Source organism: Enterobacter sp. E12 (assembly GCF_014596715.2).
In the GTDB taxonomy this organism is placed as follows: domain Bacteria; phylum Pseudomonadota; class Gammaproteobacteria; order Enterobacterales; family Enterobacteriaceae; genus Enterobacter; species Enterobacter bugandensis.
The window spans coordinates 4,822,310-4,836,219 of the sequence record NZ_CP115601.1 but is presented as its reverse complement, the minus strand read 5'-3'; the positions used below and the strand labels follow the sequence as shown (position 1 = coordinate 4,836,219).

15 protein-coding genes are annotated in these 13,910 nt (G+C 55.8%); 10 read left to right on the top strand and 5 right to left on the bottom strand.

What is annotated here, in order from left to right:
• Positions 1-599 precede the first annotated feature (599 nt).
• The 9 genes from rpmH to IB212_RS23100 all read left to right on the top strand — a co-directional run bounded on the left by rpmH (position 600) and on the right by IB212_RS23100 (position 8,119).
• Entirely contained in the window at positions 600-740 is a 141-nt protein-coding gene (rpmH, locus tag IB212_RS23140) for a 50S ribosomal protein L34 (protein WP_000831330.1), read from the top strand.
• 16 nt (positions 741-756) lie between these two features.
• The gene (rnpA, locus tag IB212_RS23135; protein WP_014072458.1) at positions 757-1,116 is read left to right on the top strand and encodes a ribonuclease P protein component; all 360 of its coding nucleotides are present in this window, start codon (positions 757-759) and stop codon (positions 1,114-1,116) included.
• Positions 1,080-1,337, top strand: coding sequence for a membrane protein insertion efficiency factor YidD (gene yidD, locus IB212_RS23130; protein ID WP_001307474.1), 258 nt, complete (start codon positions 1,080-1,082; stop codon positions 1,335-1,337). Before rnpA ends, yidD begins: the two co-directional genes overlap by 37 nt.
• A 2-nt stretch (positions 1,338-1,339) precedes the next feature.
• Positions 1,340-2,983, top strand: a complete 1,644-nt coding sequence (yidC, locus tag IB212_RS23125; RefSeq protein ID WP_028014931.1) for a membrane protein insertase YidC — start codon at positions 1,340-1,342, stop codon at positions 2,981-2,983.
• Positions 2,984-3,055: 72 nt separating this feature from the next.
• Positions 3,056-4,420, top strand: coding sequence for a tRNA uridine-5-carboxymethylaminomethyl(34) synthesis GTPase MnmE (gene mnmE / locus IB212_RS23120; RefSeq protein ID WP_028014930.1), 1,365 nt, complete (start codon positions 3,056-3,058; stop codon positions 4,418-4,420).
• Between the two features lie 111 nt (positions 4,421-4,531).
• A complete protein-coding gene (locus tag IB212_RS23115) occupies positions 4,532-5,707 on the top strand; it encodes an MFS transporter (protein WP_188245837.1) in 1,176 nt (391 codons plus the stop codon).
• Entirely contained in the window at positions 5,676-6,647 is a 972-nt protein-coding gene (gene yidZ / locus IB212_RS23110) for an HTH-type transcriptional regulator YidZ (protein WP_188245838.1), read from the top strand. The genes IB212_RS23115 and yidZ overlap by 32 nt, the downstream gene beginning before the upstream one ends.
• Positions 6,648-6,769: 122 nt before the next feature.
• On the top strand, positions 6,770-7,516 hold the full coding sequence (locus IB212_RS23105) for a 4'-phosphopantetheinyl transferase superfamily protein (protein WP_041911737.1): 747 nt from the start codon (positions 6,770-6,772) through the stop codon (positions 7,514-7,516).
• 36 nt (positions 7,517-7,552) lie between these two features.
• Positions 7,553-8,119, top strand: a complete 567-nt coding sequence (locus IB212_RS23100) for an NADPH-dependent FMN reductase (protein ID WP_041911738.1) — start codon at positions 7,553-7,555, stop codon at positions 8,117-8,119.
• Between the two features lie 92 nt (positions 8,120-8,211).
• On the opposite strand, the gene adeP is transcribed toward IB212_RS23100, so the two are convergent.
• Entirely contained in the window at positions 8,212-9,549 is a 1,338-nt protein-coding gene (adeP, locus tag IB212_RS23095) for an adenine permease AdeP (RefSeq protein ID WP_145965165.1), read from the bottom strand.
• A gap of 165 nt (positions 9,550-9,714) precedes the next feature.
• Here adeP and yieH point away from each other — a divergent pair, with 165 nt between their 5' ends.
• The gene (yieH, locus tag IB212_RS23090; RefSeq protein ID WP_041911740.1) at positions 9,715-10,380 is read left to right on the top strand and encodes a 6-phosphogluconate phosphatase; all 666 of its coding nucleotides are present in this window, start codon (positions 9,715-9,717) and stop codon (positions 10,378-10,380) included.
• A gap of 44 nt (positions 10,381-10,424) precedes the next feature.
• Here the strand turns inward: yieH and phoU are convergent, their stop codons facing one another.
• From phoU to pstC, 4 genes are read right to left on the bottom strand one after another with little or no spacing between them, the layout of a single operon-like run.
• A complete protein-coding gene (gene phoU, locus IB212_RS23085; RefSeq protein ID WP_003861153.1) occupies positions 10,425-11,150 on the bottom strand; it encodes a phosphate signaling complex protein PhoU in 726 nt (241 codons plus the stop codon).
• A 26-nt stretch (positions 11,151-11,176) separates the two neighbouring features.
• The gene (pstB, locus tag IB212_RS23080; RefSeq protein ID WP_010426574.1) at positions 11,177-11,950 is read right to left on the bottom strand and encodes a phosphate ABC transporter ATP-binding protein PstB; all 774 of its coding nucleotides are present in this window, start codon (positions 11,948-11,950) and stop codon (positions 11,177-11,179) included.
• A gap of 47 nt (positions 11,951-11,997) precedes the next feature.
• Complete coding sequence (pstA, locus tag IB212_RS23075; RefSeq protein ID WP_014881893.1) at positions 11,998-12,888, bottom strand: phosphate ABC transporter permease PstA; 891 nt, start codon at positions 12,886-12,888, stop codon at positions 11,998-12,000.
• Positions 12,888-13,847, bottom strand: a complete 960-nt coding sequence (gene pstC, locus IB212_RS23070) for a phosphate ABC transporter permease PstC (protein ID WP_041911741.1) — start codon at positions 13,845-13,847, stop codon at positions 12,888-12,890. The genes pstA and pstC overlap by 1 nt, the downstream gene beginning before the upstream one ends.
• Between the last annotated feature and the right edge of the window lie 63 nt (positions 13,848-13,910).

Here is a 13,910-nt window from a genome sequence, read left to right as displayed (position 1 = left end):
GGCGGACTCCACTCGAACAATAAAAGAAAACTATTGAATATTCATGATTGTTGGCGCACATCGACATGACCCTGTGTAAAGGGGGACGTGCGAATTGCTATCTGCAATTTATCCTGACCAGGATCCTGGGATCCCGATCGGGACCGCGGATCATAGCGTAAACTGAGCCAGAGATCTTCTGTTTCTCACAGATTCTTCCCGATTTATCCACAGGAAGATCCGAAACGGGGTAAGTGTAAACGATCCTGGCGCGAGTGCCCCGCGATTTAGCCCGCATATTGGAAAATTTAATGAGCAGCGACAATTTATTGCTTAAATGATCTAACGAAGATCCGGGACGATCCTTGCGCTTTGTTGGCGAGGCCGTATAATCCTCGACCCGGCGCGTGATGCTCATCTTCCTGCGTCGTCCGTTGCTCATTTTCCACGCGAAATCGTGCGGAAATACGCGGGAAATAAGGAAAGAGAATTGACTCCGGAGTGTACAATTATTACAATCCGGCCTCTTTAATCACCCACGGCTTCGGCGTCCGTCATTCGAAACTCGGTCGGGCATCCGCAAAAGTCATGAATTTTTTCAAGTTTAGGTAGAAATCGCCATGAAACGCACTTTTCAACCGTCTGTACTGAAGCGCAACCGTTCTCACGGCTTCCGTGCTCGTATGGCTACTAAAAATGGTCGTCAGGTTCTGGCACGTCGTCGTGCTAAAGGCCGCGCTCGTCTGACCGTTTCCAAGTAATAAAGCTAACCCCTGAGTGGTTAAGCTAGCATTTCCCAGGGAGTTACGTTTGTTAACTCCCACTCATTTCACTTTCGTCTTCCAGCAGCCACAACGGGCTGGCACGCCGCAAATCACCATCCTCGGCCGCCAAAATTCGCTGGGGCATCCCCGCATCGGTCTCACAGTCGCTAAGAAAAACGTTAAGCGTGCGCATGAACGCAACCGGATTAAACGTCTGACGCGTGAAAGCTTCCGTTTACGTCAGCACGAACTGCCTTCTATGGATTTCGTGGTGGTGGCTAAAAAGGGGGTTGCCGACCTCGATAACCGTGCTCTCTCGGAAGCGTTGGAAAAATTATGGCGCCGCCACTGTCGCCTGGCTCACGGGTCCTGATAGCCCTCATTCGGGTCTATCAACGCCTGATTAGTCCGCTACTCGGGCCGCACTGCCGTTTCACACCAACATGCTCAAGCTACGGAATTGAGGCATTGCGCAGGTTTGGAGTGATAAAAGGCAGTTGGTTGACGGTGAAACGCGTATTAAAATGCCACCCTTTACACCCCGGTGGAGACGACCCCGTCCCCCCAGGACCTTTTGATACCAGAGAACACTAACGATGGATTCGCAACGCAATCTTCTTATCATCGCTTTGTTGTTCGTGTCTTTCATGATCTGGCAGGCATGGGAGCAGGATAAAAATCCTCAACCCCAGCAACAGACCACGCAGACCACGACCACCGCAGCGGGTAGCGCCGCCGACCAGGGCGTACCGGCCAGTGGCCAGGGGAAACAGATTACGGTTAAGACCGATGTGCTTGAGCTGACTATCAACACCCGTGGTGGTGATGTTGAGCAGGCGCTGCTGTTGACCTACCCGAAAGAGCTGAAGTCTAACGAACCGTTCCAGTTACTGGAAACCACACCGGAGTTCCTGTATCAGGCGCAGAGCGGCCTGACCGGTCGTGATGGCCCGGACAATCCGGCTAACGGTGCGCGTCCACTGTATAACGTCGAGAACGACACCTTTGTACTGGCCGATGGCCAGAACGAACTCGTTATCCCGATGACCTACACCGACGCGGCAGGCAACACCTTCACCAAAACCTTCACCCTGAAACGCGGTGAGTATGCGGTGAACGTGGGCTACAGCGTACAGAACGCCGGTGCGAAACCGCTGGAACTGTCTACCTTCGGTCAGCTGAAGCAGTCCATCAATCTGCCGTCACACCGTGACACCGGAAGCAGCAACTTTGCGCTGCATACCTTCCGTGGCGCGGCGTACTCCACGCCTGATGCGAAGTACGAGAAATACAAATTCGACACCATTGCCGATAACGAAAACCTGAACGTCAGCTCCAAAGGCGGTTGGGTCGCAATGCTGCAGCAGTATTTCGCGACCGCGTGGATCCCGAATAACGACGGTACCAACAACTTCTACACCGCGAACCTGGGCAACGGTATTGCAGCCATCGGCTACAAATCACAGCCTGTTCTGGTTCAGCCGGGTCAAACCGGTAAGCTGGCAAGCACCCTGTGGGTCGGCCCGGAAATTCAGGACAAAATGGCCGCTGTTGCGCCGCACCTGGATCTGACCGTGGATTACGGTTGGTTGTGGTTCATCTCTCAGCCGCTGTTTAAGCTGCTGAAGTTCATCCACAGTTTCCTGGGTAACTGGGGCTTCTCCATCATCGTTATCACCTTCATCGTGCGTGGCATCATGTACCCGCTGACCAAAGCGCAGTACACCTCCATGGCGAAGATGCGCATGCTGCAGCCGAAGATTCAGGCGATGCGTGAGCGTCTGGGCGATGATAAACAGCGTCAGAGCCAGGAGATGATGGCCCTGTATAAGGCAGAGAAAGTGAACCCACTGGGTGGTTGCTTCCCGCTGCTGATTCAGATGCCAATCTTCCTTGCGCTGTACTACATGCTGATGGGTTCCGTTGAGCTGCGCCACGCGCCGTTCGCCCTGTGGATCCATGACCTGTCCGCACAGGACCCGTACTACATCCTGCCGATCCTGATGGGCGTGACGATGTTCTTCATCCAGAAGATGTCGCCAACCACCGTGACCGACCCGATGCAGCAGAAGATCATGACCTTTATGCCGGTCATCTTCACCGTGTTCTTCCTGTGGTTCCCGTCAGGTCTGGTGCTGTACTATATCGTCAGCAACCTGGTGACCATCATCCAGCAGCAGCTGATTTACCGTGGTCTGGAAAAACGTGGCCTGCATAGCCGCGAAAAGAAAAAGTCCTGATTCGGTAAGATAACGCTAAAATAAGGGCGGTCGATTGACCGCCTTTTTTATTTGTATTGAACGAGAGCAACCATGAGCCATAACGACACTATCGTCGCCCAGGCAACCCCACCGGGACGCGGTGGTGTAGGCATTCTGCGCATCTCCGGCCTGAAGGCGCGCGAGGTGGCAGAAGCGGTGCTGGGTAAATTGCCAAAGCCGCGCTACGCTGATTACCTGCCGTTTAAAGATGCCGACGGCACGCCGCTGGACCAGGGCATTGCGCTGTGGTTCCCCGGCCCGAACTCCTTTACCGGCGAAGACGTGCTGGAACTTCAGGGCCACGGCGGCCCGGTTATCCTCGACCTGCTGTTAAAACGTATTCTGACCCTGCCTGGCCTGCGCATTGCGAAGCCGGGCGAGTTCTCCGAGCGTGCTTTCCTCAACGATAAGCTCGACCTGGCGCAGGCAGAAGCGATTGCAGACCTGATCGACGCCAGTTCTGAACAGGCGGCCCGCTCGGCCCTGAACTCGCTGCAGGGGGCATTCTCCGCGCGCGTGAATCACCTTGTGGAAGCACTTACTCACCTGCGCATCTACGTGGAAGCGGCTATCGACTTCCCGGACGAGGAGATCGATTTCCTCTCTGACGGTAAAATCGAAGCCCAGCTCAACCAGGTGATGAGCGATCTCGACGCCGTTCGCGCCGAAGCGCGTCAGGGCAGCCTGCTGCGTGAAGGGATGAAGGTCGTCATTGCTGGTCGCCCTAACGCCGGGAAATCGAGCCTGCTGAACGCCCTGGCGGGCCGTGAAGCGGCAATCGTAACCGACATAGCCGGTACCACCCGCGACGTGCTGCGCGAGCATATCCACATCGACGGGATGCCACTGCACATTATCGACACCGCGGGCCTGCGCGATGCCAGCGATGAAGTCGAGCGTATCGGTATTGAACGCGCCTGGCAGGAGATTGAGCAGGCCGACCGCGTGCTGTTTATGGTAGATGGCACCACGACCGACGCCGTTGACCCGGCGGAGATCTGGCCGGACTTTATCGCCCGTCTGCCGGCCAAGCTGCCTATCACCGTGGTGCGTAACAAAGCGGACGTTACCGGCGAAACGCTGGGCATCAGCGATGTGAATGGTCACTCACTTATTCGCCTTTCGGCACGTACAGGGGAAGGCGTGGAAGCCCTGCGTAACCATCTCAAGCAGAGCATGGGCTTTGATACCAGCATGGAAGGCGGCTTCCTGGCGCGTCGCCGTCACCTGCAGGCGCTGGAAGAGGCGGCACGCCATCTTGACCAGGGTAAAGCGCAGCTTATCGGCGCGTGGGCAGGTGAACTGCTGGCGGAAGAGCTGCGTCTGGCGCAGCAGAATCTGAGCGAGATCACCGGGGAGTTCACGTCGGACGATCTGTTGGGCAGGATTTTCTCGAGCTTCTGTATTGGTAAGTAATTCCCGCTAATCCATGGTGATTTCCTCCTGGGAAATCACCATTGTCCAAATGGCAACTCGCCTTAACCCTTTTCACCCCCTATTCTGCATGCCTGCATTTATGGGGGGTTTATGGCGCGTTTTCTGTTTTGTAGTTTCGCATTAGTTCTGCTTTATCCGTCGGGTATTGATATGTATCTGGTGGGATTACCGCACATCGCCCGCGATCTGGGTGCCAGCGAAGCGCAGCTGCATATCGCGTTTTCGGCCTACCTCGCAGGAATGGCGTCGTCGATGGTCTTTGCCGGGAAGATCGCGGATAAGGCTGGCCGTCAGCCCGTCGCAATTACCGGAGCCATCATCTTTGCCCTGGCCTCTCTTCTCTGCTCACAGGCACAGAACAGTACCTTGTTCCTGGCAGGACGGTTCATCCAGGGCATTGGTGCCGGCGGCTGTTACGTGGTGGCGTTTGCCATTTTGCGCGACACCTTAAGCGCCCAGCGCCGTGCTAAAGTGCTCTCCATGCTGAACGGGATAACCTGCATCATTCCGGTGCTGGCACCGGTTGTAGGCTATCTGATCATGCTGAAATTCCCGTGGCAGAGCTTGTTCTGGACCATGGCTGCAATGGGCGCCCTGGTCTTTGTGTTGTCGATCGCCGTACTGAAAGAGACCCACCCGGGATCGCAGAATCCCAGCCATACCGCGACCATTCATCCGGCAGAGAAACTTCTCAATCGCTTTTTCCTCAGCCGTCTGGCCGTAACCACGTTAAGCGTGGCGGTGATCCTGACGTATGTAAACGTTTCCCCGGTGTTGCTGATGGAGACCATGGGTTTCGATCGCGGTGAGTATTCCACGGTAATGGCATTAACCGCTATGGTCAGTATGGCCGTCTCATTTTCTACCCCCTTCGCGCTGAATCTCTTCCGCCAGCACACGCTGATGCTGACCTCGCAGGTACTGTTTCTCGCCGCAGGTGTGGTTCTGGCAACCACCAGCTCGCATGCGCTGATGCTGGTGGGCATTACGCTCATCTGTGCCGGGTTCTCGGTTGGCTTTGGCGTGGCGATGAGTCAGGCGCTCGGCCCGTTCTCGCTGCGGGCAGGCGTGGCAAGCTCGGTGCTGGGGATCGCGCAGGTCTGCGGCTCGTCTCTGTGGATATGGCTGGCGGCAGTCATCGGACTTAACGCGCTCAATATGCTGATCGGGATTCTGATTGGCTGTAGCATAGTCTGCATCACCTTACTTATGGTCATCCAGCCCGCGGCACAGTATGAAGAAGCCCATCAGCAGTCTCGATCTTAACCTGTTGCTTTGCCTGCAGCTTTTGCTGCAGGAGCGCAGCGTCACCAAAGCCGCAAAGCGGATGAACGTGACGCCGTCGGCGGTGAGTAAATCGCTGGCCAGGCTGCGCGACTGGTTTGACGACCCTCTGTTTGTCAAAACGCCGTTAGGGCTGCTGCCTACGCCGCTGACGGTCAGCCTGGAGCAGGATTTGGCCGACTGGATGCAGATCGGCAACCAGATCCTCGATAAATCTCACCATGATTCGCCTGGCGGGCTGACGTTTGTGCTGGCCGCCGAAACGCCGCTGATGCTCATCCGCTTTAACGCCCTGCTTGAGCAGGTGAACCAGCGTTCTCCGCAGGCCACGGTGAAGATGCGTCACTGGGATTACGACTCGCTGGACGCCATTACGCGCGGGGAAGTGGACGTTGGCTTCACCGGTCGCGAAACCCACCCGCGCTCGCGTGAACTGCTGAAGCTGATGCCGTGGTTTATCGACTACGAAATCCTGTTTAGCGACCGTCCATACGTCTATTTGCGTGAGGACCACCCCGCTTTGCAGGAGGAGTGGAATCTGGAGACCTTCCTGCGCTATCCCCATATCAGTATCTTCTGGGAACGGAGCGACACCTGGGCGCTGGATGAGGTGCTAAAAGAGATGGGGCGGGAGAGAAACATTGCCATGTGTTTGCCGGGCTTTGAGCAGTCGATGTTTATGGCGGCGCAGCCCGGCCATAACTATATCGCCACGGCTCCCCACTACTGTCGCCACTACAATGAACTCCACCAGCGGAAGCTGATCGCGCTTCCTATTCCCATTGACGAAGCGCAGGCTGAAAAGCTGACCGTTCCCTTCACGCTGATCTGGCATAAACGGAACAGCCATAATCCGAAAATCCTCTGGCTGCGGGAGACCATCAAGGCGTTGTACGGTGGCAGCGATCCAATTTTTGCCTAAGAAAATGTAAAGTTCGGCCTTCAGGCTTCTCTTACTCCGATTTACTGATTAAAACAGGAGCCAAGTTAAGCGATAATCATGTAACCGTTTAACCGATTACGACCATTATCAAGGAGCGAAAAATGGCAACGCACTTTGCAAGAGGGATACTTACAGAAGGACGTCTCGTATCGGCCAGACTCTCTTCAGCCTGTCACAGTGAGGCGCTCAAACTCCCCGAACACCGCAGGACGCGGTTTTTAGCCTCGAGAGCACTTCTCGCAGAACTGCTGTTTATGCTGTACGGCACCAGCGAACTGCCGGAAATCGTCACGCAACCAGAAGGCCGCCCGGTCTTTGCTGACCCGGAACTCCCCCGTTTTTCCATTGCCTATACGGGCAATATCATTGGCGTGGCGCTGACCACCGAAGGGGATTGCGGGCTGGATATGGAGCTTCAGCGTGCAACGCGGAGCTTCCACGGTGCTAACGCGCATAACGACTACCCGCTCTCCAGCAATGAAAAGCTGTGGGTACGCAATCAAAACGATCCTGTTGAAGCCAGAGCCCAACTCATTACCCTGCGTCAGAGCATTCGTAAGCTCTGTGGATGTGCGTCTGACGATGCCAGTCTGTTGCAACTGCTGCCAGGATCAGGACGCCTGCGCGCCACGAGAGCCACGCTGGTTGAAGCGCTCAGCGATGCTGAGGACGTGTTGATCTGGTCCATTGCCGTCACCCCGGCCATCGAACGCATGAAAATCTGGGAATTTGACAGCCAACAGGGATGGCGTAGCCTTCCGGATGTGCCCGAGCGCGCCAACGAGCCCGCCGCACGCCTGATGCGTTTAACCAGTTTACCGGCAGAAAAAGCATTTACCCATAGCTGATCCAATCAGGGTCATCATGATGAAACAGGAGTAATCATGTCTGATACGTTGAAAGTAGTTACGTTACTGGGAAGCCTGCGCAAAGGTTCATTTAACGGAATGGTTGCCCGCACGCTGCCGCAGCTGGCCCCGGCAGGTATGGAAATTAGCGCCCTGCCATCTATTGGCGATATCCCGCTGTATGATGCAGATGTCCAGCAGGAAGAGGGGTTCCCGCAGAGCGTGGAGGCGATAGCCGAGCAGATCCGCCAGGCCGACGGTGTGGTCATTGTCACGCCGGAGTATAACTACTCGGTTCCGGGTGGCCTGAAGAACGCGATTGACTGGTTATCTCGTTTACCGGAACAGCCGCTGTCTGGCAAACCGGTGCTGATCCAGACCAGCTCAATGGGCGCGATTGGTGGCGCACGCTGCCAGTACCACCTGCGTCAGATCCTGGTGTTCCTGGATGCGATGGTGATGAACAAGCCGGAATTTATGGGCGGTATGATTCAAAACAAGGTCGACCCGCAGACGGGTGAAGTGGTGGATCAGAGCACGCGTGACCATCTCTCTGGCCAGCTGACCGCGTTTGGGGATTATATTAAGCGGGTGAAGGCGTAAGATAATTGCGGCCTGATGCCCTCACCCTGACCCTCTCCCACGGGGAGAGGGAACAAACACTAAAGCCCTTTTCGAAGAAAAGGGCTTACTGTTTATTTGGCGTCAATAAACACAATCTTCAACACAAACAGCAGCGCAACGATAATCACGCACGGGCTGAGTTCGCGGAAGCGGCCGGTACCGATCTTCATTACGCAGTAAGAGATAAAGCCCAGCGCGATACCTTCGGTGATCGAGAAGCTGAACGGCATCATCACGGCGGTAATAAAGGCCGGCACCGCTTCGGTTAAATCTTCCCACTTCACGCGCGCCAGGCTCGAGGTCATCAGCACGCCCACGTAAATCAGCGCGCCGGCAGCCGCATACGGTGGAACCATACCCGCCAGCGGAGAGAGGAAGATCACCAGCAGGAACAGGATACCCACCACCACCGCCGTCAGGCCGGTACGGCCCCCCACAGAAACGCCGGAAGAGGATTCAATGTAAGCGGTAACAGATGAGGTGCCGATGAAAGAACCCGCGACGGAAGAGATGCTGTCCACATACAGCGCCTGCTTCATGCGCGGGAATTTGCCTTTCTCGTCAGCCAGACCCGCTTTGTCCGTCACGCCGATCAGCGTACCGGAGGAGTCAAACAGGTTGACCAGCATGAAGGAGAAGATCACGCCCGCCAGGCCCAGGTTCAGGGAACCCGCCAGGTCAACGTGACCAATCACGGTAGAGACGCTCGGCGGCGCAGAGACAATACCGCTGTAATGCACGTCACCCAGCATCCAGCCCAGCAGCGTGGTCACGATGATAGAGACCAGCACCGCAGCGTGGATGTTGCGCGACGCCAGGATCGCGATGATGAAGAAGCCCAGCACGCCCAGCAGCACGCTGTGCGAGGTCAGGTTACCGATGCTCACCAGCGTTTCCGGGTTAGCCACGATCACACCGGCGTTTTTCAGACCCATCATGCCGATGAACAGACCGATACCGCTCGTGATACCCACGCGCAGGCTCACCGGGATATTGGCAATCATCCAGTAGCGGACGCGGAAGATGGTCAGCAGCAGCAGGCCGACCGCACCCCAGAAGATAGCGCCCATACCAACCTGCCACGGCAGGCCCATCGCCTGAACCACCACGAACGCGAAGAACGCATTCAGGCCCATAGCGGGTGCCAGCGCCACAGGCAGGTTAGCGAAAACGCCCATCAGGATGCTGCCAAGGGCCGCGATCAGACAGGTGGTAACAAAGACGGCGCTGGTGTCCATGCCAGCGACGCCCAGAATTTGCGGGTTCACAAAAACGATATAGACCATCGTCAGGAAGGTGGTGAAACCGGCGATCACTTCGGTGCGTGCCGTTGTGCCGTGCTCGCGCAGTTTGAATACGCGCTCAAGCAGACCCTGACCAGATGTCTGGGTTGTGTGTTGTTGACTCATCATCAATTTCCGAACAAGGAGGGAAAATTCGTCGCTATCCTATACCAAAATGCGACAATAGTGGCGGTTACGGGATACTTTTTTCATTGATTATGCTTATACGGCAACGATTGCGTCTCCTAAATGTGTCGTACGTAAACGTTAAACTTGTTAAAAGGGAAGGGCATGTCCGGAATTGAAGCGGTATTTTTCGACTGTGACGGTACGCTGGTCGACAGTGAGGTCATTTGTTCCCGCGCGTATGTCGCCATGTTCAAGGAATTTGGCATTACGCTCGATCTCGAAGAGGTGTTCAAACGCTTTAAGGGCGTGAAGCTGTACGAGATCATCGACATCATTAACGAAGAGCACGGGGTGGATCTGGCGAAAGCGGAGCTGGAACCGGTGTACCGCGCCGAGGTCGCACGCCTCTTTGACTCAGAACTGGAAGTTATTGCCGGGGCTAACGCGCTGCTGGATGCGATGACGGTGCCAATCTGCGTAGTTTCCAACGGTCCGGTCAGCAAAATGCAGCATTCACTGGGCAAGCTTGAAATGCTGCACCACTTTCCGGAAAAACTGTTCAGCGGCTACGATATCCAGCGCTGGAAGCCCGATCCGGCGCTGATGTTCCACGCGGCGAAGGCGATGAACGTCAACGTGGAGAACTGCATTCTGGTGGATGACTCGCCTGCGGGCGCCCAGTCGGGGATTGATGCGGGGATGGAGGTGTTTTACTTCTGTGCCGATCCGCACAACAAGCCGATCGATCATCCAAAAGTGACGACCTTTACCGATCTGGCGCAATTGCCAGAGTTGTGGAAGGCACGCGGGTGGGATATTACGCGTTAAGCTAACGTAGGGCGGGTAAGCGCCAGCGCCACCCGCCACAACCATCACTCTTTAGGATCTTTACCCGCCAGCAGCTTGTCCAGCTCGTCGCCGCCCACGTGACGGAAGTCCTGACCCTTCACGAAGTAGAAAATATATTCGCAAATGTTCTGGCAGCGGTCGCCGATACGCTCGATAGAGCGCGCGCAGAACAGGGCCGTCAGCACGCTTGGGATGGTACGGGAATCTTCCATCATGTAGGTCATCAGCTGACGCACAATGCCTTCATACTCCTGGTCGACTTTCTTGTCTTCACGGTAGATACGCACCGCTTCATCCAGATCCATACGCGCAAAGGCATCCAGCACGTCGTGCAGCATCTGCACGGTGTGGCGGCCCAGCGACTCCAGGCTTACCAGCAGCGGCTGATGCTGCTGGGAAAACTTCTCCAGCGCGGTGCGGCAGATTTTATCCGCCACGTCACCAATACGTTCCAGCTCGGCGATGGTTTTAATGATCGCCATTACCAGACGCAGGTCGCTCGCGGTCGGCTGACGCTTGGCGATAATACGCACGCAGGCTTCGTCGATCGCCACTTCCATCATGTTGACGTTATGGTCGCCTTCGATGACGCGCTTCGCCAGCTCGCTGTCCTGGTTATGCATTGCCGTAATCGCATCAGAAAGCTGCTGCTCGACCATGCCACCCATGGTCATCACCTGCGTGCGAATACTTTCCAGCTCTGCGTTGAACTGGCCTGAAATGTGTTTATTAAGATTGAGGTTGTCCATGGTTTCTCCACATGCACTAAGGCAAATCAACCGTAGCGGCCAGTAATATAATCTTCGGTTTGTTTCTTCGCGGGCCGGGTGAACAGCGCGTCCGTATCGCTGAACTCGATCAACTCGCCCAGGTACATAAACGCCGTGTGATCTGAGCAACGCGCAGCCTGCTGCATGTTGTGGGTCACGATAACCACGGTGTAATCCTGCTTCAGCTCGGTGATCAGCTCTTCAATACGGCCGGTTGAGATCGGGTCCAGCGCTGAACATGGTTCATCCAGCAGCAACACTTCCGGGCGAATGGCGATACCGCGCGCAATGCACAGACGCTGCTGTTGACCACCGGAGAGAGAGTACCCGCTCTGATGAAGTTTATCTTTGGTTTCGTTCCATAATGCGGCCTTGGTCAATGCCCACTGCACGCGCTCGTCCATGTCCGCACGGGAGAGCTTCTCAAACAGGCGAACGCCAAACGCGATGTTGTCATAGATGGACATCGGGAACGGCGTCGGTTTCTGGAACACCATCCCCACTTTGGCACGCAGCAGGGCGATATCCTGGGCCTGGGTCAGAATGTTTTCGCCATCCAGGATAATTTCACCTTCAGCGCGCTGCTCCGGATAGAGCGAATACATTTTGTTAAAGGTACGCAGCAGCGTGGACTTGCCACAGCCAGACGGACCGATGAATGCCGTGACCTGGTTCTTCGCGATATCCAGGTTGATGTTCTTCAGGGCATGGAATTTGCCGTAGTAGAAGTTCAAATCACGAACCTGAATCTTACCCGGGGCAGTATCAACCATACTCATTGACTCATTTCCTCATTCGACGCCGCGAGCTGCCGCGCCATAAAAAATTAACCGTGTTTCTTCTTCGCGAAAATGACGCGCGCCAGAATGTTCAGCAACAGTACGCAAAGGGTGATGATCAGCACCCCGGCCCAGGCCAGCTGCTGCCATTCCGCGAATGGGCTCATCGCAAATTTAAAGATCGTCACCGGCAGGTTGGCGATCGGCTGCATCATGTCCGTGCTCCAGAACTGGTTGGAGAGGGCAGTAAACAGCAGCGGTGCCGTTTCACCAGCAATACGGGCGATAGCCAGCAGGATACCGGTCATGATCCCGGAGACCGACGCTTTGAGGGTGATCGCAGAAATCATTTTCCATTTCGGCGTACCCAGCGCGTAAGCTGCTTCACGCAGGCTATCCGGCACCAGTTTCAGCATGTTTTCGGTGGTACGAATGACGATAGGCACCTGCAGCAGCGCCAGCGCAATTACGCCTGCCCAGCCGGAGAAGTGTTCCATTTGCGCGACTACAATGGTGTAAACAAACAGGCCCACGACAATCGACGGAGCGGAAAGCAGGATGTCGTTAATGAAGCGAATCACCTCTGCCAGCCAGGATTTACGCCCGTACTCGGCCAGGTAGATGCCGGCCATGATGCCCAGCGGCGTACCGAAAACGGTCGCCCACAGGATCAGCAGGCCGCTGCCCGCCAGGGCGTTCGCCAGACCACCACCCGCCGTATTTGGCGGCGGCGTCATCTCGGTGAACAGCGCCAGAGACATTCCATCAATACCACGGGTGATGGTGGACATCAGGATCCAGATCAGCCAGAACAGGCCGAATGCCATCGTTGCCATGGAAAGCGTCAGCGCAATGCGGTTTTTAAAACGACGCTTCGCCTGCATTTTGCGGCGGGATTCGGCAAGCTGAGCGGTGCTTTGCATTTCGAGAGTTGCCATCAGCGTGCCCCCTCATTTTTCGCGAGACGCAGGATCATCAGCTTGGAAATCGCCAGAACAATGAAGGTGATAACGAACAGAATCAGACCCAGCTCCATCAGCGCTGCGACGTGAAGCCCGGATTCCGCTTCGGCAAATTCGTTTGCCAGCGCGGAGGTAATACTGTTACCCGGCATATAGAGTGAAGCGCTGTCGAGCTGGTAGGTGTTACCGATGATAAAGGTGACCGCCATCGTTTCACCCAGCGCGCGACCTAAGCCCAGCATTACGCCGCCGATCACCCCATTTTTGGTGAACGGAAGGACAATGCGCCAGATAACTTCCCAGGTGGTACAGCCGATGCCGTAGGCCGACTCTTTCATCATCACCGGGGTTTGTTCGAAGACATCGCGCATTACCGCCGCAATGTACGGAATAATCATGATGGCGAGGATCACACCTGCCGCCAGAATACCGATACCGAATGCCGGGCCAGAGAACAGGGCTCCCACAAACGGAACAGCGGAGAGAATATTACCTACCGGCTCCTGGAAGTACGTGGCAAACAGCGGCGCAAAGATAAACAGGCCCCACATGCCGTATACGATACTTGGGATGGCCGCCAACAGTTCGATGGCAATACCCAGCGGGCGACGCAGCCAGCCCGGCGCCAGCTCCGTCAGGAACAGCGCAATACCGAAGCTTACCGGAACCGCAATCAGCAGGGCGATGAACGAGGTCACCAGCGTACCGTAAATCGGCACCAGCGCACCGTAGATATCGTTCGGCGCGTCCCACTCTTTGGTCCACAGGAAAGAGAAACCGAATTTCTGAATGCTCGGCCAGGAGGAGAAAATCAGAGACACGATAATGCCGCCCAGCAGTAATAGCACAATCAGCGCAGCCAGTTTGACCAGCGCGCCGAAAATCATGTCACCTTTTTTACCCGGAGGGTTAAATGCAGGCTTGGTTGCAGCCATAAATCACTCTTCTGTTAAACGCGTTTACGAAATCGGCGGGTAAGCGCAAGCGCCACCCGCCAT